This is a genomic window from Streptomyces lanatus, assembly GCF_014655715.1.
Taxonomy (GTDB): Bacteria; Actinomycetota; Actinomycetes; order Streptomycetales; family Streptomycetaceae; genus Streptomyces; species Streptomyces lanatus.
In genome coordinates this window covers 119,999-139,299 of record NZ_BNBM01000020.1, presented here as the reverse complement: position 1 = coordinate 139,299, position 19,301 = coordinate 119,999, and the positions used below count along the sequence as shown (strand labels likewise).

Sequence of the window (19,301 nt, the reverse complement as noted above, 5' to 3'; positions counted from 1 at the left end):
CCAGTGTTGCGACGCTCACTGGAATTCGCCAGCATGAAATTGGCCCCACTTGGCGATCTCCGTGCCATGCTCCGACAACGAGGATTGGGCCCATGTCGGCGAGCGCACGGGGCTGGACCGGGCAGACTGTGCGTGTGGGGGTGGATGCCGCCTGTGCAGCGGTTGGCACTGCTTGATCTCGATGACACTCCCGTCGACCGGCGGCCCGCATTCCCTGAGCGGGCCACGGAATTCGCCGACGAGCACGAACACGCAGACGAGGCACCGCGTCGCCTGACCGCCGCAGACAGGTCGGAAGCCGGGCCTCGGGATCAGTTCTTGCACGACCTGCGGGAACACTTCGGACTGGCGCAGGCGGCTGAGGAACTGTATGCCGCCATCCACGTCCGGATGCCAGGCCGCGGGCCACGCGATCCGCGAGGAGGACATCACCCGGCTCTCCCTCTCAAGCACCGCAACCTGAACCTGCTCAGCCGCTACAGCTTCACCGCCTCGACCCCGGCCGTCGGCGCCCTGCTCCCCCTGAGCGAAGCGGACGCACTCGAGCTGGACGAGGACGACGAAGGCGCGGACTGAACGCCCCCATCGGGTGACGCGGGCATATCAGGTGGCCGGGTGCTCGGAAATCGCAAGTGCCGGTAGGGGAGCTGATGCCAGACTGCCCAATACGCCCGACTAGGTCTTGATTGGTGCGGCCGATCTGGCGGCCTGCTCGATCTTCGCGCAGTAGGCCGCACGGGCTTCCTCGTCGATCTGCTGCTCGTACTCGGCGCGCACCCCGGTCCGGCCGTCGATGCCCTCGCGCAGGATGTCGGCGTGCCCGGCGTGCCGGATGGTCTCGCCGAGGACGTGGACGATGATGGCGAACAGGTTCGTGTTGGGAGAGGGCTCTGGCCACCACGGCACGTGGCCGGGGGCCTCGAGGGGAAGTTCGTTGATCGTCGCGTCCGAGTGTTCCCATGTGCGCCGGTAGAACCCGATGATCTGATCGCGGGTCTCGTCCTCGGTCGCCCACTGGTCGCTGCCGTCGTGGTCCTGCCACCGGGGCAGCGGTTCAGGGGATGGGCGGTCGAAGACCTCGCCGAAGTACCTGGCCTCGACGGTGGCCACGTGTTTGACCAGGCCGAGGAGGTTGGTCCCGGTCGCTGTCAAAGGTCGACGGGCGTCGTATTCAGACAGGCCGTCGAGTTTCCAGAGCAGCGCCTCGCGGTCCCGCCGCAGTCTCCTGTGCAGGCTGTCCTTCGCGAATTCATCGATCATGCGGCATGAACCTTCCATGGCCTGTTCGTGGTTTCAAGATCCCGTACGTGGTCCGCAACGGCTGGCGGAGCGACCTTCGACGGCTACTGCGCGGGAGAACTGCACGCGTGCTGTTCGGTGCCGTTCTCTGATCCTGTCGAGTGGTTCGGGGCGGGGACCGGGGAGGTGGGTGGGTGCCAGGTGAGAATCCAGCCGGCGGTAAGCACCGCCGCGCCGCCTGCCAGGGCGATTGCGCCGCCTGTTCCGATGCCTGCGGCGAGCGAGCCGAAGCAGGCCGGGCCGACGCCCTGCAGCGTCATGCTGCCGGAGCCGAGCAGACCGAAGGCCTGGCCCTGGCCGTCCCGCGGCAGGGCGTCCAGAAACGGCCGTTGCAGGCCGAGACCGTAGGCCAATCCGAAGCCGCAGAGCAGCAGCAGACAGGACGAGACGCCCACTCCGGGCTCGGTGGCGAAGCCGAGCAGCGGCAGTCCCGTCAGCGCGATCAACGGGACTACCAGTCGCTCCCGGGTGCGTGGCCGTAGCAGTCGACCCACCAGCAGGTCACCGACAAGCATGCCGACCGGCAGACAGCCCATCAGCACCGCGTACCAGCCGGGCGCGAAGTGGCGTCCTCCCGCGTAGGCGACGATCAGACCTTCCGCGCCCGCCACGAACGCGGGCGGTAGCCACTGGGCCAGCATCAGTCGTCGTACCGTGTGTCCGCGCAGCAGCAGGCCGGCACCATGCAGGCTGGCCCGGACGGCCCAGCCACCGCCCTGAGCGCCGCCCGGTGTGCCGCCGAACTCTCCCGGCTCCAGCCGGGGCAGCCGGATACGGATGGCGAGCGCGCAGCCGAGGTAGAGGGCGGCGCTCACCGCGAGCGCCCGGTGCGGGCCGAGCACCGCGACGACCGCGCCTCCCAGCGCCAGACCGAACAATTGCGCGCCGGAGGAGGCGATGTTGTTCAGTGAACGGCCCAGTACATAGGCGTCCCCCTTCAGCCACTGCGCGACCAGCCGACTCGACGCGCCGCCGAACACCGGTGTGGCCAGGGCGACCAGCGCCACGACACCGAGGCTTGCCGCGATCGGCATCCGCACCAGGGCGAGCAGCAGGGCGGCGGCACACTCCAAGGCGTAGCCGCCGGCGATGAGCGCGCGGGGCGGCAGTTGGTCGGCCAGTGAGCCCAGCAGCAGCGAGCCGAACAACTGCGGGAGAAAGCCGATGCCGAAGGCCAGTGCGCTCAGCAGCGCGGAGCCGGTGGCCGCGAAGACCAGCACCGAGAACGTGGTGATCCGAAGCGAGCCCGCAGTGATCGCGACGGCGCGGGTCGAGAAGAGCAGCCGGAAACGCGGCTCGGCTAGCACCTCCCGGTAGGTGGCACGGTGGTTGCCCTGCGCGGGTTCGGCGGTTGGGATCATGACGCAGCCTCGCCGTACGCCCACGCCACCCACCAATGATTCGTCGCTGGACGAATCGAAGCAGACCTCCGGCGGTAGCATCGCAGGGTGCTGCGCTTCGAAGTCTCCGTCGAGGACCTGCTGCGCAGCCGCTTCGCGCTCTCGCCCGCGATGGACCTCTGCTTGCTGCTTCGCTCCCTCGCCGGCCAGCACCGACCGCTGTCGCGAGCCTGGGCCACCCGGCTCCTGCCGGCGTTCGAACGGCTTCGCCGCGAGACCGAACTGGACGCCGCCCTCGCCCTGCACACCCCGCGATCCGGACCGAACTTCGTCGCTCCTCCCCCGCGCGGCCTCACCCAGACCTGGGCGGACGACCTGGCCATGATCCGGGCCACACCGCTGGAAGCGGCCCGCCACGAAATCGCTACCACCGCGACCGGCCCGTCCGCCCATGATCCCCGCGCACGCACGGTGCTGGACTCCACGGACGCCGTCCCCAGGATCGCCGAGGCGATGGACCAGGCGTGGCACGAACTGCTCGCCACGGACTGGCCGCAACTGCGCGCGATCTGCGAGCGCGATGTCGTGCACCGGGTGGGTGTGATCGGCGAACACGGATGGGCCACGACCATCGAGAGCCTGCACCCGAGCATCGCCTGGCGCGCCGGCGGCATCGAGATCGGCCACTTCCCCGAAGTCGGAACAGTCCGACTCGCCGGCGACGGACTCTTGCTGATCCCCTCGGTCTTCGTCGCGAACATCGCCGCCCACCTGGAAGACCCCTGGCCCAGGACCTTGGTCTATCGCGCCCGCGGCACCGCCGCCCTGTGGGGCGAACAGGAGACCGTCCCCCAACCGGACGCGCTGACCGCTCTGGTCGGCAGGGCCCGAGCCCGGCTGCTGCTGGCGCTGGACGCCCCGGCCAGTACCAGCCACCTCGCCCGTAGCCTCGCCATGGCACCCGGCGCGGTCGGGGACCACCTCGCCATCCTGCGAGACGCGGGGCTGCTCGTCCGCGCCCGGTCCGGACGGTCGGTGCTCTACCGGCGCACCCCGCTCGGCGAGGCGCTGGTCGCCGGTTCGGGCTGAGGGCTGAGGGCTCAGATCAGCACTGTTTTTGAGGCACCGCCGGCAGATGATTACGCAGACGTTGTGGTCGTAGCCGCGATCGGCGTAGAGGACGTCGGGGCGTTGACGGGATCGTCCGCGCCTGCCGTGGCTGGGCGGTACGGCGTGGATCAGGAACCCTGGCTCATCTCGTCAGCCGGTGACACGGTGCTGGAGCTGCTTCTCGGCGCGGGGCAGATGGCGCCCGCTGACAATTCGGGTGGAGCCAGCCGCACATCGGGCAGACAGCTCTCGTCGTAGTGGACGCGGGCACCGGACCACCTCCACCAGCCGGGTGAGCAGGCTCTGCGGTTGATCGGATCGGTGGACCACCCCTTCGTGGCCTACGTTCCAGGATCCTCGGTCTGACTGCTCTGCCACCACCAGCTACGGCTTCGACTGGACGTTCAACGGACTGTTCCCCGACGGCTTCGGCGACCTTTCGACCAAACCCTGCTTCCTGTTCTTCGTCGTCGAGGTACCGTCGTCGGTTCCCGGCTCGGACGACCAGGGCAGTTGCCGCAGGAGTTCAACGATGAGATGGGGCTGTCCTACGAACGGGGAGTGGCCGGTCTGCCATTCGTGTACGTCGGTGCAGCGCGAGGCCATCTTCCGCTGCAGGCCGGGGTCGACGGCCTGGTCCTGTCCACAGACGACGTAGGTAGAGGGAGTGTGCTTCCAGCTTTGGCGCTCTGGGACTCCTCTCCCGCAGCCGGGTGCTTGCGTACGCAGTAGGTCGACCGCCCGGGCGGCGAGAGGTTCAGGACAGTCGCCATAGAGGGTGTCGACAGCGCGGTCGGGGTGCAGGCTGGTCGAGCCGTCGGGCTCAGGGGTGATCGCGTCTTTGAGCTGTGGGGACGCCCCACCCAGACTGGCCGCGCTCTCGCCGACATCCGGCACGAAGGCCGCCAGGTAGACCAAGTGCCCCGCCCCGCGTAGGCCGGTGATCACCGATCCGCCGTAGGAGTGACCGAGCACGATCGGAGGCTCCTGGAGCGAGTCGATGGCAGCCTGGACCACGGCTGTGTCAGCGGGCAACGAGCCCCGGTGGAGCTCGGGAACGACAACCTCGGTTCCTGCGGTCCTCAAACTCTCTGCCACCACGGCGAAGTGCTCGGGACGGTGATACAGGCCGTGAACGAGCACCACGGCAGCCAATTCGTCGGCCTCCTCAGGTTTGACGCTACTGCGCCTGCGCGACCGGCACGGCATCACCGGCGCCTTCCGGGCCGCCCACCTCCTCTTCGGCCCTTACGACCTGTCGATGGTACCCAGCCGGCGATCATTCGGCTCCAGGCCGCTGATGAGCAACACCGACACCCACCTACGAACTGGTCGCCCCCGGCATGGACGCGGAACAGCGCCGTGATCCCGGTATCTAGTCTCACCCCCCGCCGCACACAGCGTGATAAAAGTGAATTCACTTCAATACCCTCCCAACGCTGGCGCTCCCCCGCGCCGTCATGCACCCTGATACAGCTGCTTCGGGCACCCGCAGCAGCGGGTCACCCCCATGCACGACATGAAGTCAACTTTGGCCGATGCGAAGGGCTGTACGGATGCCGGATCAACAGGCAGTCGATCTCCTCGTCATCGGGGCGGGGATGGCAGGGCTGACCGCAGGCGCCAGGGCCGTACGCGACGGCCTGTCCGTCGTGGTCACCGAGATCGGTGAGGAGGTCGGGGGATCCGCGCGCTACGCCGGGTACGTCTGGACCGCGCCGAGCCACGAGGTGATGGAGCGGCACAATCCGCACGGTGAAGCCTCCCTAAAGCGCGCCCTCGTGGACCGCTTCGAGGGCGGCGTCGCCTGGATCAGGAGCACGGGAGTCGAGGTCAAGGGCGCTCAGCCCATCCTCGGTTTCGGTCAGGGGCACCAGATCGACACGAACCACTACGTCGATGCATGCCGCCGTATGGTCGTCGCGGCGGGAGGCGAGGTTCTGACCGGCACCGACACCGAGCGGCTCCTGCTGGAGGACGGATCCGTGGCCGGGGCCGAGCTCGTCACCCGCGGCGGTACGCGCCGTACTGTCCGCGCGACCTCGACGCTGCTGGCCACCGGGGGCTTCCAGGGGGACACGGAGCTCCGGAAGGAGTTCGTCCATCCGCAAGCCGACCGCATGGAGCTGCGCTCCAACCCCCATAGCCGCGGGGGCGGTTACCGGCTGGCCGTTTCGGCCGGGGCGGTGACCGGGTCCGCCGGAGCCGGCTTCTACGGGCATCTCGTCCCGAGCGGCGTTCCGTTCACGGACCCGGCGGATTTCGTCGACCTCTCCCTGTACTACAGCGAGCACGCGCTGCTGCTCAATCTGCGCGGGGAGCGGTTCACCGACGAGACGTTGGGCGACCACCTCACGGCCATGGCGCTGCTGGAGCAGCCCGAGAGCCGAGGGCTGCTCATCGCCGACGCCCGTGTCTTCCGCGACTGGGTGGTCGGGTCGTATGTGAAGGGCGCGGTCGCCGTGGACAAGTTCGCGCTGGCCGCCAAGCGCGGCGGACGGGTCGGCTTGGCCGGGACTCTCGACGAACTGGACCTCCTTCCCGAGGAATGGGGCTATGAAGGACCGGCCGTTCGCGCGGCCGTCGAGGACTTCAACGCCCTGGCGACGGCGGGCGAGCAGCCGACGCCGCGTCGGCTACGGGACCGGACGCCGCTCGATCAGCCTCCGTACTACGTGGTCGAGGCGGTCCCGGCCATCACCTTCCCGTTCCACGGGGTCCGCATCGACGACCGGGCCCGCGTCCTGGGCGAGGACGGACGACCTGTGGGCGGGCTCCTCGCGGCGGGTTCGGACACCGGGGGCCTGTGGCACCGGGCCTACGCCGGCGGTATCGCGTCGGCCCTCGTGTTCGGACTCACCGCGGCCGAGACCGCGACGACCCGGGCCACCGAGACCGCGACACCCCGGGCCGAGTCCCGCGAGAAGCAGTGAGCCGAATGGCGACGACCAGCCGCGAGGTTCGGCCCATCTCCTATCCCCGCGGCGAGATCCGGGCGTCGGACTTCCGTGTCGTCGAGGTCGAGGTCCGGCCGCCACGGCCGGGGGAGGTACTGGTCCGGAACACCTGGACGTCCGTCGACGCCGCCCTCAGGCTCCGGCTTCGTGAACAGGCGCCGCCGGGGTACTTCCCGGCCTTCCCCCTGGGGGAGCCGATGGACGGCATCATGACCGTCGGCGAGGTCGTCGAGTCCCACGCCGACGGCTTCGCGCCCGGTGACTCGGTGTGGCACGCCGGCGGCTGGCGCGACTACGCGCTCGTCGAAGCGAAGACGCCGGCACTCGGCGGAATCGGCACGCTCACCAAACTCGATGTACGTGACGCGCCACCGCAGGCCCACCTCGGTCCGCTCGGCGCCAACGGGCTCGCCGCGTACGCCGGCCTCCTGCATGTCGCGGGCCTCGCCGAGAAGGACGTGGTGTGGGTCTCCGCCGCGGCCGGCGCCGTCGGCAGCCTGGTCGCGCAACTGGCGAAGATCAGAGGGCACCGGGTCATCGGCAGCGCCGGCTCCGACGACAAGGTGCGTCACCTCGTGACCGACCTCGGCGTGGACGCCGCGTTCAACTACCGGGACGGTCCCCTGCCGGATCTCCTGCGCGAGGTCGCTCCGGACGGCATCGACGTGTACTTCGACAACGTGGGCGGCGACCATCTGGAGGCCGCTCTCGGGGCGCTGCGGAAAGGGGGCCGTGTCGCGATCTGCGGGATGATCTCGGAGTACGGCGCGCAGGCGCCGCCACCCGGTCCCGGCAACCTCATGCTGGCGGTGACCAAGGGTCTGACGATCCGCGGTTTCCGTGCCAGTGACCACGCCCATCTGCTGCCCGAGATGAGGCAGCGGATGGGTTCATGGCTGCGGGAGGGCCGCGTGAACCACCGCGAAACCATCGTCGACGGGCTGGCGCAGGCGCCGTCGGCGTTGGCGGCTCTGCTGCGCGGCGACAACACGGGCAAGACGCTTGTGCGGATCGAGGACGTCCCGCATCGTGAGAGCGTCGGCCACTGATCCGACCCGGGAACAATCACAAACTGAAATGAGTTCAGATAAGGGTCCCGGCAACGCCCCGGCAACCTCCCCGGCGACGCCCTCTTGGTCCGAGACCTCCGCACGCCACCGCCACCGCACTTGAACGCTGGCCCCATCGGGCATGACCACTCCCACGGAGCACCCTCAAGGGCTTGCGCACTCTATTGCCTAACCTAGTTCAGTTTGGTAATTTCCACTGAAATCTTGGCCGTGCGGTCTTCAGGCAAGGGAGCCGTGAATGACATCCGATCCGCGACGGCGCGGGGTGCTCATCCTGCTGTCGATCACCACCCTGCTGGCCGCCGGGTGCGGCGGCGGCACAGACACCGACGCCCAGTCCAAGGTCGTACCCGCCTCGGCGAGCATGGACGAACTGGTCGCCGCGGCGAAGAAGGAAGGACAGATCACCGTCTACTCGGCGCAGGATCTGACCTCCCTCAACAACCTCGCCAAGGCCTTCGAGGCCAAGTACCCGGGGATCGACGTCAAGACGGTCCGGGGCGTCGACGGCGACCTCGGGGTGAAGGTCGAGACGGAGTTCAACACCGGCAAGGGCATCGCCGACCTGTACGTCAGCGCGAGCCTGTCCTGGGTGGAGCCGCAGGCGAAGGCGGGGCGGTTCCTCAAGCCCGTCGGCCCGGAGCTGACCGGCAAGGGCGCCTACGACGCCAAGAAGTACGTCTATAAGGGCAACTACTTCGAGACCAACTCCGCGGTGCTCACGTTCGGCTGGAACACCAAGCTCCACCCCGAGGGGCTGACCGACTACACGGACCTGCTGGATCCCGCGCTGGCCGGCGGGAAGATCGGCGTCATCGAGCCGACGGCCCCGTCGATCGTGGACTTCTACCTGTGGCTGGAGGAGACGTACGGGGCCGACTTCGTGAAGAAGCTGGCCGCCCAGAAGCCACGCGTCTATCCCAGCTCCCTGCCGATGGGCGAGGCGCTGCAGTCCGGTGAGATCGCCGCCGGAAGCTTCGTCGCACCGATCGCGCTCGACCCCGCCAAGAAGAAGGGCGCCCCGGTCGACTACCGCATGCCGCCGGACGGCGCCTGGGGCGCCCGGTACTACGGCATGGTGCTGCAGACCGCGCCGCACCCCAACGCCGGCCAGCTCTTCGCCAACTTCATGGTGACCGCCGAAGGGCAGAAGCTGATCACCCCGTCGGCCGGTTCGGTGCTGCCGAACGTCCCCGGCACCGTGATCACCAACGACAAGGTGCGGATCCAGGACCCGGCGAAGCTCACCCCGGACACCGTGGCGGCGTACCAGAAGAAGTGGAAGTCCCTTTTCCAGTAGAAGTCCCTCTTCTGTAAGGAGTCCTCCGTGTCCCACGTGCGCATCGACGGTCTGACGAAAAGGTTCGCCGGCAAGCCGCCCGCGGTCGCCGTGGACAACCTGTCACTGGAGATCGAGCCGGGCGAGTTCATCGTGCTCCTCGGCCCGAGCGGCTGTGGGAAGACCACGACCCTGCGCTGTCTGGCCGGTCTGGAGACACCCGACGAGGGACGCATCTCGCTGGGCGACCGGACCGTGCTGGACCTGCGCGAGAAGGTCGATCTTCCGCCGAACAAACGGAACATCGGGATGGTGTTCCAGTCGTACGCGCTGTGGCCGCACATGACCGTGCGCCGCAACATCGGCTATCCGCTGCGCACCCGGCGGGTGCCACGGGAGGAGGCACGGGTGCGCATCGAGGAGGCGGCCCTGCTCGTCGACTGCGCCGCCCTCCTCGACCGCTATCCGGCCCAGCTCAGCGGCGGTCAGCAGCAACGGGTCGCCCTGGCGCGAGGTCTCGCCGCCCGACCCGACCTGGTGCTCTTCGACGAGCCCCTGAGCAACCTCGATGCCCGGCTGCGTGACCAGGTCCGCGCCCAACTGCACGAACTGCACGCGCGGCTGGGCTTCACGGCCGTGTTCGTCACCCACGACCAGAGTGAGGCGCTGGCCCTCGGCGACCGTCTGGCGATCATGAAGGCGGGGCGGATCGAGCAACTCGACACACCTGAGCGGGTCTTCGAGGAGCCGGCCACGGAGTACGTCGCCGGCTTCATCGGCATGTCGAACCGGATCGCGCTGCGGCGGGCCGGCGAGGGGTGGACGGTGGCCGACGGGGCGGCCGTAACGGGTGACCTTCCCGTGCCGCGTGCGCACGCGGAGGTCGCCGTCCGACTGCGCCCCGACGACCTCCTGCTCCGCCCGGCCGAGGAAGAGCCGCCGGCCCAGGGTGTCGGTCTCGCCGCGGAGGTGGTGGACGCCCAGTTCGGCGGGCGGCACATGGACGTGGTCGTCACGATCGCGGACAGCCGGCTGCACGCCCGTGCACCGCTCACCGGCGCGCCCTGGGCGCGGAAGCTGGCCCGCGGACAGCGGGTGACCGCGTGGTTCGCCAAGGACACGGCCCTCTACTACGACGCCGACGGGGTACGGACGGCCGCGCACGCCCCCGCCGCGGTGAGGGCGTGACGCCGTGACCGCACCCGCCGTATCCGCGCCCTCCCCCACCGCGTCCCCACCGCCGCACCCGTCGCGCCCCGCCCCGCTGACACGTCTGCGGCGCCAACTGCCCCGGCTCGGCGCGCTCCTCTTCCTCGCCGGGATCGGCTATCTCGTGGTCGCCCCGCTGGTGGGGCTGCAACGGCTGGCGTTCGAGAACGACACCCGGGGCTACAGCACCGCCTTCGACGACCCGGACATGGCGAAGACGCTGTGGACGACGGCCGGTCTCGCGCTGGGCTCGCTGGCCATCGCGCTCGTCCTCGGCACCTTCCTGGCCTGGGCGGCGACCCGGCTGCCCCGCCGACTGCGGCTGCTGCGCGTGCTGCCCGTCCTGCCCATCGTGATCCCGGCCGTGGCGTCGGTGACCGGCTGGGCGTTCCTGTTCTCGCCCCGACCCGGCTACCTCAACGCGGCGCTGCGCCGACTGCCCTGGTGGAACCACCTCCAGGAAGGGCCGGTCGACATCTACACACTGCCGTGGATCGTGCTCATCACCGGCTTCGGGCTGACCGCCTTCGTGTATCTGTTCGTCAGCGCCGGCTTCGGCAACATCAACGCCGAGCTGATCGAGGCGGCACAGGTCAACGGCTCCTCGGCCGCCGGGGTGTTCTTCCGGGTGACCCTGCCGCTGCTGCGCCCCACTCTGGTGTACGGCGGCTTCGTCGCGCTGCTGCTGGGACTCGGCCAGTTCACGGGTCCTTTGCTGCTCGGCCGCAGCAACGGGATCGACGTCCTCACCACCGACATGTACGTCGCCGTGTCCCAGAGCCCCGTCGACTACGGCCGGGCCGCGGCCATCGGCTCGCCGCTGCTGCTGTTCGGGATCGCCGTCGTCCTCTTCCAGAAGGTGATCCTCGGCGACCACAGCCGTTTCGTCACCCACGGCGGCAAGGCGTTCCGCTCCGGCGGACGACCCTCGTGGGTGGCCGTCGCGGGCATCGTCCTGTACGCCCTGGTGGCGCTCGCGCTGCCGCTGGCCGCGCTCACGGTCGTATCCCTGTCGGCGTTCTGGAGCGGGAGGATCGACCCGGACGGATTCACCCTGGGCAACTTCCGGCGGGTGTTCCAGGAGTCGGGGATCACCGACGCCATCGTCAACAGCCTGACCACGTCGGTCATCTCCGTGGCCATCGCGCTGCCGCTCGGTTTCGTCGCCGCCTCGCTGCTGCTCAAGGGCCGCCGATTCCGGATCATCAGGGCGGCCGTCGACTTCATCGTCGCGATGCCACTCGGGATCCCGGCCGTGGTCTTCGGCGCCGGTTTCCTGCTGACGTACAGCCGCGAACCGTTCATCCTGTACGGCACCCGCACGGTGATCGTCCTGGTCTATGTGACCCTGATGCTGCCGTTCGCCACCCGGATGCAGCTGTCCGGCATGGTGGCGCTCGGCGACACCTACCTGGAGGCGTCCCGCACCAGCGGGGCGGGCGCGCTGCGGACCAACACCGAGATCGTGCTGCCGCTGCTGCGCCCGACGCTCGCGGGCGCCGCCGCGCTGATGTTCGTCCTGCTCACACACGAGTTCACCGCCTCGCTGCTGGTGCGGGCGCCCACCACCCAGGTGATGGGCACGATCCTGTTCGACTACTGGTCCAACGGCTCCTATCCGCTGGTGGCGGCGATCGCGCTCGTCATGACGCTGGTGACGTCGGCGGGGGTCTTCGTAGCCATGGCGGTCGCGGGCTCCGACATCTTCGAAAAGCTCTGAGCACAAGGGCGGAGGGCGTAGATGGGCATCGGTTCGCTCGACGGCCGGACGTGTCTGGTGACGGGCGCGGGGCAGGGCATCGGACGGGCGATCGCCGTGGAGATGGCGCGCCAGGGGGCGGCGGCGGTCGCGGTCGCCGACCTGAACGAGACGTCCGCGGCGGAGAGCGCCCGTCTGGTGCGTGCCGCCGGTGCCGAGGCGGAGGCGATCGGCTGCGACCTGCGCGACCGGGCGCGGATCGAGAGCATGGTGGCGCGGACGGTGGCGGGTTTCGGCGGGCTCGATGTCCTCGTCAACAACGCCGGCGTGATCGAGTCGGCTTTCGTGGACCGGCCGCAGGACCGTGCGGTGGACACCCTGCCGGAGGAAGTCTGGGACGCGGTCTACGAGGTCAACCTGAAGGCCGTCTGGCTCACCACGAAGTTCGCCGCACCCCATCTGCGGCGCTCCACACGGGGCCCGTCGATCGTCAACCTGGCGTCGGTGTCCGGGCTGACGGGCTTCGCACGGGCCCCCGTCTACGGCACCACCAAGGCGGGCGTCATCCATCTCACCAAGGTCACCGCCGTCGATCTGGCGCCGGTGCGCTGCAACTGCCTGTGTCCCGGCGTCATCGAGACGCCTCTGGCACGGGACTTCATCGCGGCGGCCGACGACCGCGACGCCATGGAACGGGAACTGACCGCGCCGCAGCTGGTGCCCCGGCCGGGCCGGCCGGACGAGGTGGCACGGCTCACCTGCTTCCTGGCCTCCGACGACGCGGCGTTCATCACGGGCGCGGCATACGTCGTCGACGGCGGCGCGCTGGCGTGGCGCGGGGTCCGTGAGTGACAGACGTTCGGAGAGGGGCCGTATGGCCATCGAGTTCGGCATCGACGAGGAGGTCGCCGGCATCGCCCGGCGGACCGCCGCGTTCGTCCGTGAGACGGTGCTGCCCGTGGAGGAGGAGTGCCACGGTGACGTCCACGCCGGTCCTGAGCCGCTGCGGCGCGGCCTCCAGGAGGCGGCCCGTGCGGCAGGGGTGTTCGCACCCCATGTCGCGCCCCGGTGGGGAGGGCTCGGGCTGGATCTGCGCGGGCAGGCGGTCGTCTTCGAGGCAGCCGGGTACGCGCTGCTGGGGCCGCTGGCCCTGAACTGCGCCGCGCCCGACGAGGGCAACATGCATCTGCTCGACGCGGTCGGCACGGACGAGCAGAAGGCGCGGTTCCTCGCACCGCTGGCGGCCGGGGAAGCCCGCTTGTGCTTCGCGATGACCGAGCCCTCCCCCGGCGCCGGCGCCGATCCCCGGGCGCTGGCCACGACGGCGGTCCGGGTGCCGGGCGGCTGGCGCATCAACGGCCGCAAGTGGTTCATCAGCGGCGCGGACGGTGCCGCGTTCACGATCTGTATGGCGCGGACCGCCGGTGAGCCCGGCGACCCGGGCGGGGCCACCATGTTCCTGATCGAGGCGGGCAATCCGGGGATGAAGGTGGTCCGGAACATCGGGACCCTCGACCGGGCCCTGTTCGCCGGGCACGCCGAACTCCTCTTCGAGGACTGCGAGGTGACCGACGAGGCGGTGCTCGGCGAGGTCGACGAGGGCTTCGCGTACGCGCAGGTGCGCCTCGGACCCGCGCGGCTGACCCACTGCATGCGCTGGCTCGGAGTGGCACGCCGGGCCCAGGACATCGCCCTCGACCGGGCTTCGCAGCGCCGGGCCTTCGGTGGGACGCTGTCCGAACTCGGCATGGTCCAGCAGCAGTTGGCCGACTCGGAGATCGACATCGAGACCGGCCGGGCCGTGCTGTGGCGGGCCTGCTGGGAACTGGACCAGGGCAGGCGGGGCGCCCAGGTCACTTCCATCGCGAAGACCTTCGTGTCCGAGGCCGTGGGCCGGGTCGTGGACCGGGCGGTCCAGATCTGCGGGGCGCTCGGCATCTCGGAGGACGCCCCGCTCGCCGCCCTCTACCGCGAGGTGCGGCCGTTCCGGGTGTACGACGGACCGTCGGAGACCCATCGGTGGGCCATCGCCAAACGCGCGGTCCGTGCGGCCCGCGAGCGCGGGGGCGCGCTGTGACGGCCACCGTGGCAGGGGTCGACCTGCCCGCGCTCCGGCGCTTCTTCGAGCGCGAGGTCCCGGGGTACGCCGGCGGCCTGGGCGTCCGTCCGCTGTTCGGCGGGCGGTCCAATCTGACGTACCGCGTGACGGACGGCACCCGCGCGTGGGTGCTGCGCAGGCCGCCGCTGGGGACGCTCACACCGACCGCGCACGACATGGACCGCGAGTTCCGGGCCATGGCGGCGCTCGCCGGCACCGAGGTGCCGGTGCCGCGGACCGTGGTGTCGTGTGCCGACTCCACGGTGATCGGGACGCCGTTCACGGTCGTCTCCTTCGTCGAGGGCGACGTACTGCGCGGCTCCCGAGGGGCGGCGGAGCTGTCCGTCGACGACGCGCGGCGGTGCTCCGAGGCGCTGGTCGACCAGCTGGCCGCGCTCCACGCGCTCGATCCGCGGGAGATCGGCCTGGGCGCGTTCGGACGCCCCGCCGGATATCTGGCACGGCAGGTGCGGCGGTGGCGCGGCCAGTGGGACCGGGTCGCCACTCGCGAGCTGCCCGAAATGGACGCGCTGCACGGCAAGTTGGAGAACATGCTCCCCGGCGTGCCGGATGACGGCACCTCGCCGGCGCTGCTCCACGGGGACTACCGGTTCGACAACGTGATCCTGTGCCCCGGGGACCCTGGCCGGATCGCCGCGGTCGTCGACTGGGAGATGGCCGCGCTCGGCGAGCCGCTCGCCGACCTCGGTCTGCTGCTCGTCTACTGGGACCCGGTCTGTGAGCCGGTCCTCGGCGGGGGCCATGTCCCGGCCGCCAACCCGGGCTTCCTGTCCGCGCTGGAGTTGACACAGCGGTACGCGGCCCGGTCCGGCCGCGATGTCTCCGCGCTCCCCTTTCACCTGGCCCTCGGCTACTTCAAGCTGGCGGTCGTCGCGGAGGGCGTCCACGCCCGCCATCTCGCCGGGAGCACCGTCGGCCCCGGCTTCGAGCGGGTCGGCTCGGCCGTGCCCGCACTGGTGCGCGCCGGCCTGTCGGTCGATGTCCGGCGCCGGTGAGAAGGGATGTGAGCGATGGTCGCGCAGGACAGGCTCGCGCGGAGGGTGGCGCTGGTGACGGGGGCCACGGGCGGCATCGGTGAGGCGATCGTGCGGCGGCTGGCCGCCGAGGGCGCGACCGTCGTCGTGACCGATCTCGACGCCGAGCGGTGCGGGAAGGTCGCCGGGGAGCTGCCCGGCGGCGCCGTGGGGCGGCGGCTGGACGTCACGGACGAGGCGGCCTGGGAGTCGCTCGTGGCCGAGGTGACCGACCGGCTGGGCGGCCTTTCGGTGCTGGTCAACAACGCGGGGATCGCCACGATGAACACCGTGGAGACCGAAACGCGGGAGACCTGGGACCGGGTCGTCGGGGTGACGCAGACCGGGGTATGGCTCGGCATGAAGCACGGCGGCCCGGCCATCGAGCGCTCCGGAGGCGGCTCGATCGTCAACGTCGCCTCGATCTTCGGCACGGTCGGCGGCTTCGGCGCGCAGTTCTCGTACCACGCGGCCAAGGGTGCGGTACGGCTGATGACGAAGAACGCGGCGTTGCACTGGGCGAAGCGGGGGGTGCGGGTGAACTCGCTGCATCCCGGGTTCATCGAGACGCCGCTGTCCCGGGAGCTGTGGCGGGGCACACCGCGGCTGGACGCGATGATCGAGGGCACGCCGCTCGGCCGGCTGGGCACGACCGAGGAGGTGGCGGCGGCCGTGGCGTTCCTCGCCTCGGACGACGCCGGCTTCATGACGGGTTCCGAGCTGTACGTCGACGGAGGCTGGACGGCGCGCTGAGCGGGCCGCCCCAGCCACGCGCAGGGTCCAGGGGGCGTCTCAGCCGCGCGCACGGACCGCCGGGCTACGCGGACAGCGGCTCGTGCGCCTCGGTGCGGCGCGTGTAGCGGTGGACGCCGTCGGCCGTGGACCGTTCGGCACGGCCCCGGTCCACCAGGACGTCCAGGTGGGCCGCCGTCTCGTTGACCGCCAGCATCCGGTTGAAGGGGTTCAGGTCCTCGAACGCCACCTTGCGCCGGGTCCAGCCGAGTTCCCGGGCCACGGCGTGGGCGTCGAGGGTGCGGGCGCCGAGCACGGCCAGCGTCTCGTCGAGGCGGTCGTCATGGTGGGCGAGCAGTTCGGCGACCCTGCCGTGGACGCTGTCGCCGACGGGTCCGTGCGCGGGGAGCAGCGTCGCGTCGGCGAGTGTGGTCATCAGGCGCAGGGAGGCGAGGTAGTCGCCCAGCGGCAGTCCGGGGCCGTCGCCCAGCTCGAAGCCGATGGAGGGGGTGATGTGCGGCAGCACATGGTCCCCGGAGAACAGCAGGCCCCGGGCCTGGTCGAGGTAGACCACATGGCCCCGGGTGTGGCCGGGGGTCGGGACGACACGCAGCGTACGGCCCGCGAAGCGCAGCTCCTCCGCCTCCAGCCAGCGGTCGGGCGCCTCCCACACGGACGGGTCGAAGCCGCCGTGGTCCATCGCCTCGATACGGTCGGCCAGTTCATGGGCGCCCGCCAGGCGCAACGTCCGCAGCGACCCCACCGGCTGGTCGGTGCGCAGTTCGTCGAGCAGTTCCAGGCCGCGCCGCTCGCCGGAGCCGAGGTAGACGCGGGAGCCGAGCAGCCGGCGCAGTTCCACGGCCTGCGTGTAGTGGTCGCGGTGGATGTGCGTGACCAGCACATGGCTGATCTCGGCGAGGTCGTGGCCGAGGCCGGCGAGCGCGTCCTCAAGTGCCTTGCGGGACTCGGGGATCGACCATCCGCCGTCGATGAGGATCAGACCGTCGTCCTCCTCCAGCACATAGACGTTGACGGCCCGCAGTCCGTCCTCCGGCAGCGGGAGCGGTACGCGGTGCACCCCGGGCCGCACGGTCTGGGCTCCGCCCTGTGCCCACTGTCCTCGGTCGAAACGGGTCGTCATTGGTCTCCCAGTCGATGGTGTTCCAAGTGCGCGCCGGCGCGGCGCTCGTACAGGTCGCGTACGAGTTCCCCGGCGCCGCCCCGGTCGAGCTTGCCGACTCTGGTCTGCGGCAACTCGGGCACGGTGAAAGCGAATTCGGGCCATTTGGCCTTGGACAGGCCGATGCGTTCCAGATGGGCGGTGATCTCGTCGAGGCGGAGTTCGCCGATGCCGTCCTCGGAGACGACGAGGACGGCCGGGCGTTCGCCGAGGAGGCGGTCCGGGACCGGGACGACACAGGCCCTGGCCACCTTCGGGTGGCTGGCGACGGCGCGTTCGATCTCGGTGATGTCGAGGTTGCGGCCGCCCCGGATGATGACGTCCTTCTCCCGGCCCATGATGGTGACGGTGCCGTCGGGGGCGCCCATGAGCAGGTCCCCGGTGGGCAGGAAGCCGTCGGCGGTGAGGGCGGGCGGTTCCACCGCGCCGGCGCGGGCGTAGCCGAGGAAGAGGGACGGGCCGCGCACCTGCGCGCGTCCGGTCCCGCCAGGCCCGAGGACGGCTCCGTCGGCGCCGACGGCCCGCAGTTCGGTGCCCGGGAAGGGGCGGCCGTCGCGGCCGAGCCGGATCTCCTCGGGGTCGTCGGGGCGCGGCGAGGTGTGGCCGAGGCATTCGGACATGCCGAAGACCCGCAGGATGCGCGTGCCGAGCGAGCGCTCGGCGCGGGCGAGCGCGCCCCGGTCCATGGGGCCGCCGCCGACCGTGATCGAGCGGACTCCGGCGAGGGCCTTCGAGCCCGCGGCCGCGGAGCCCATCTGGAGGGCCATCGTCGGGACGCACATGGTCCACCGGACCCGGTGCTCGGCCATCCGCGCGACGGCGAGGCCCGGATCCCAGCGGCCCGGCAGCACCAGCGGCCCGCCGAGCATGAGGGACATGCAGACCCCGAAGCAGTACGCGGCGGTGGAGGAGAGCGGGACGACGGCGGCGACGGCGTCGCCGGTGTCCAGGCCGTTGATGTCACGGGTGCGGGCGCAGGCGTAGCGCAGGGCGGCCTCCGACTGGACGACGCCCTTGGGGCGCCCCGTGGAGCCGGAGGTGAAGCCGATGACGGCACCGCCCTTCCAGCGGGTGACGTCCCTCGGCCCCCGGCGGGCCAGCACGGTCCAGCCGTCGAGGGCCTCCCCCTCGGCACCGGCCGGCAGGCCCGGTCCGTGCCACTCGCGCAGCGCGGCGGGCTCGGCGACGACGACGTCCGGGCGGATGTCGTCGAGGGCCGCCTCGAACTCGACGGCCGTGGTGTGCCGGTTGACCACCGCGAGCACACCGCCGGTCATCCCCACGGCCAGGGTGGCCACGACGGTGCGCCAGGAGTTGTCGGCCTGTACCAGCACCGTGCCGCCGGGTGTCCCGTTGGGGGTCATCGCCTCCGCCAGGGTCACGGCGGCGTCGAGGAGCGCCCGCGCGGTGTGGCGGCCGTGTTCGTCGATGACGGCGGTGAAGTCGCCCCGCTCGGCGAGCTGTTGGAACTCCCGCACTGTCTGTCGCATCCGGCTCCTGCCTTCTCGCTCGTGGTGCGCCTCAGCCCGCGTACATCTCCCGCTCGCCACCCATGACGGCGATCCGGCGGCCCTTCATGTCGCCGACCTGGGCGACGGCCGCCGCCCACTGCGGGCTGTCCAGGGCCCGCCGCAGATCCTCGGCCGAGTCGAAGCCGAGGACCGACATCCCGTCCCAGCCTTCGGAGCGCGGCTCCAGGGCGGCGTCGATCTCGGTGTGCCGCCAGGCGCGCAACCCCGGGAGCCGACGGGTCAGTTCGGCGTGTTCGCCCCGCCACCAGTCGATGAAGCGCTCATGGGTCCAGTCGGGCGGGCGCGAGGCCAGCAGAACGAGGTTGTACATGGCATCTCCCGGTGCGAGGGGGCGAGTCGGGCGAGGAGCACGGCCGATGAGTGGCCGGGTCAGGTGAAGAGCACGGCCGGTGAGCGGCCGATGAGCAGCCGGCGGACCTTGCCCGACTCGTCCAGGCGCGCCGAGGCCACGAAGGTCGCCTCCGGCACGCCGGAGCGGCGGACCTCGCCGAGGAAGAGCTCGTCGCGGCCGTCCGCGCTGCCGGTCAGCAGGTGATGGGTACGGGTGCCCTGCTCGCGCTGGGCGAGGTAGCCCTCCATCTCGGCCCGGCCGCCGTGGAAGTCGGTGGCGCCGTCGCCGCCGGTGGAGAAGAGAATGGAGAACGAGAAGTCGTCGCTGATCAGATCGAGGATCCGGGACGCCTCCGGACCGTCCAGGAGCGCGAACCAGGCGCTCAGGAACGGCGCGGGTGTCGACGGCGGTGTCGGTGTGCCGGGCATCTG

General features: G+C 70.8%; 17 protein-coding genes and 2 pseudogenes. 11 read left to right on the top strand and 8 right to left on the bottom strand.

Going from position 1 to position 19,301, the window contains the following annotated elements; genetic code table 11:
• Positions 1-394 precede the first annotated feature (394 nt).
• Positions 395-576: pseudogene (locus IE325_RS47155) on the top strand (hypothetical protein); the annotation flags it as partial.
• 99 nt (positions 577-675) lie between these two features.
• Here IE325_RS47155 and IE325_RS38340 read toward each other — a convergent pair.
• A complete protein-coding gene (locus IE325_RS38340) occupies positions 676-1,260 on the bottom strand; it encodes a DinB family protein (protein ID WP_190074782.1) in 585 nt (194 codons plus the stop codon).
• Between the two features lie 83 nt (positions 1,261-1,343).
• Entirely contained in the window at positions 1,344-2,660 is a 1,317-nt protein-coding gene (locus IE325_RS38335) for an MFS transporter (protein WP_190074781.1), read from the bottom strand.
• A gap of 87 nt (positions 2,661-2,747) precedes the next feature.
• Between IE325_RS38335 and IE325_RS38330 the strand changes: the two genes are divergently transcribed.
• Positions 2,748-3,728: a winged helix-turn-helix domain-containing protein gene (locus tag IE325_RS38330; protein WP_190074780.1), complete on the top strand. Its 981-nt coding sequence runs from the start codon at positions 2,748-2,750 to the stop codon at positions 3,726-3,728.
• A 57-nt stretch (positions 3,729-3,785) separates the two neighbouring features.
• On the opposite strand, the pseudogene IE325_RS38325 reads toward IE325_RS38330, so the two are convergent.
• Together IE325_RS38325 and IE325_RS38320 are read right to left on the bottom strand one after the other, a co-directional pair.
• Positions 3,786-3,881 (bottom strand): annotated as a pseudogene (locus tag IE325_RS38325) (IS5/IS1182 family transposase); the annotation flags it as partial.
• Between the two features lie 252 nt (positions 3,882-4,133).
• The gene (locus IE325_RS38320) at positions 4,134-4,904 is read right to left on the bottom strand and encodes an alpha/beta hydrolase (RefSeq protein WP_229912321.1); all 771 of its coding nucleotides are present in this window, start codon (positions 4,902-4,904) and stop codon (positions 4,134-4,136) included.
• A gap of 401 nt (positions 4,905-5,305) precedes the next feature.
• On the opposite strand from IE325_RS38320, the gene IE325_RS38315 reads away from it, so the two are divergent.
• The 9 genes from IE325_RS38315 to IE325_RS38275 all read left to right on the top strand — a co-directional run bounded on the left by IE325_RS38315 (position 5,306) and on the right by IE325_RS38275 (position 15,848).
• On the top strand, positions 5,306-6,682 hold the full coding sequence (locus IE325_RS38315) for an FAD-dependent oxidoreductase (RefSeq protein WP_190074779.1): 1,377 nt from the start codon (positions 5,306-5,308) through the stop codon (positions 6,680-6,682).
• A gap of 5 nt (positions 6,683-6,687) precedes the next feature.
• Positions 6,688-7,755, top strand: a complete 1,068-nt coding sequence (locus IE325_RS38310) for an NADP-dependent oxidoreductase (RefSeq protein WP_190074778.1) — start codon at positions 6,688-6,690, stop codon at positions 7,753-7,755.
• A 259-nt stretch (positions 7,756-8,014) separates the two neighbouring features.
• Positions 8,015-9,076 (top strand): ABC transporter substrate-binding protein, encoded by a 1,062-nt coding sequence (locus tag IE325_RS38305; protein WP_190074777.1) that lies wholly within the window; start codon positions 8,015-8,017, stop codon positions 9,074-9,076.
• A 27-nt stretch (positions 9,077-9,103) separates the two neighbouring features.
• Entirely contained in the window at positions 9,104-10,243 is a 1,140-nt protein-coding gene (locus IE325_RS38300) for an ABC transporter ATP-binding protein (RefSeq protein ID WP_190074776.1), read from the top strand.
• A 4-nt stretch (positions 10,244-10,247) separates the two neighbouring features.
• Entirely contained in the window at positions 10,248-11,984 is a 1,737-nt protein-coding gene (locus tag IE325_RS38295; RefSeq protein ID WP_229912319.1) for an ABC transporter permease, read from the top strand.
• A gap of 21 nt (positions 11,985-12,005) precedes the next feature.
• Positions 12,006-12,815, top strand: coding sequence for an SDR family NAD(P)-dependent oxidoreductase (locus tag IE325_RS38290; protein ID WP_190074775.1), 810 nt, complete (start codon positions 12,006-12,008; stop codon positions 12,813-12,815).
• Positions 12,816-12,837: 22 nt separating this feature from the next.
• The gene (locus IE325_RS38285) at positions 12,838-14,040 is read left to right on the top strand and encodes an acyl-CoA dehydrogenase family protein (protein WP_190074774.1); all 1,203 of its coding nucleotides are present in this window, start codon (positions 12,838-12,840) and stop codon (positions 14,038-14,040) included.
• A complete protein-coding gene (locus IE325_RS38280) occupies positions 14,037-15,077 on the top strand; it encodes a phosphotransferase family protein (protein ID WP_190074773.1) in 1,041 nt (346 codons plus the stop codon). The genes IE325_RS38285 and IE325_RS38280 overlap by 4 nt, the downstream gene beginning before the upstream one ends.
• 15 nt (positions 15,078-15,092) lie before the next feature.
• Positions 15,093-15,848, top strand: a complete 756-nt coding sequence (locus IE325_RS38275) for an SDR family NAD(P)-dependent oxidoreductase (protein WP_190074772.1) — start codon at positions 15,093-15,095, stop codon at positions 15,846-15,848.
• Between the two features lie 64 nt (positions 15,849-15,912).
• On the opposite strand, the gene IE325_RS38270 is transcribed toward IE325_RS38275, so the two are convergent.
• The 4 genes from IE325_RS38270 to IE325_RS38255 are packed head-to-tail and all read right to left on the bottom strand — an operon-like array spanning position 15,913 to position 19,298.
• Positions 15,913-16,968, bottom strand: a complete 1,056-nt coding sequence (locus IE325_RS38270) for an MBL fold metallo-hydrolase (RefSeq protein WP_190074771.1) — start codon at positions 16,966-16,968, stop codon at positions 15,913-15,915.
• Positions 16,965-18,497, bottom strand: a complete 1,533-nt coding sequence (locus IE325_RS38265) for a class I adenylate-forming enzyme family protein (protein WP_190074770.1) — start codon at positions 18,495-18,497, stop codon at positions 16,965-16,967. Before IE325_RS38265 ends, IE325_RS38270 begins: the two co-directional genes overlap by 4 nt.
• Positions 18,498-18,528: 31 nt before the next feature.
• Entirely contained in the window at positions 18,529-18,849 is a 321-nt protein-coding gene (locus IE325_RS38260) for an EthD family reductase (protein WP_190074769.1), read from the bottom strand.
• Between the two features lie 59 nt (positions 18,850-18,908).
• Positions 18,909-19,298, bottom strand: coding sequence for a hypothetical protein (locus tag IE325_RS38255; RefSeq protein WP_190074768.1), 390 nt, complete (start codon positions 19,296-19,298; stop codon positions 18,909-18,911).
• Positions 19,299-19,301 lie beyond the last annotated feature (3 nt).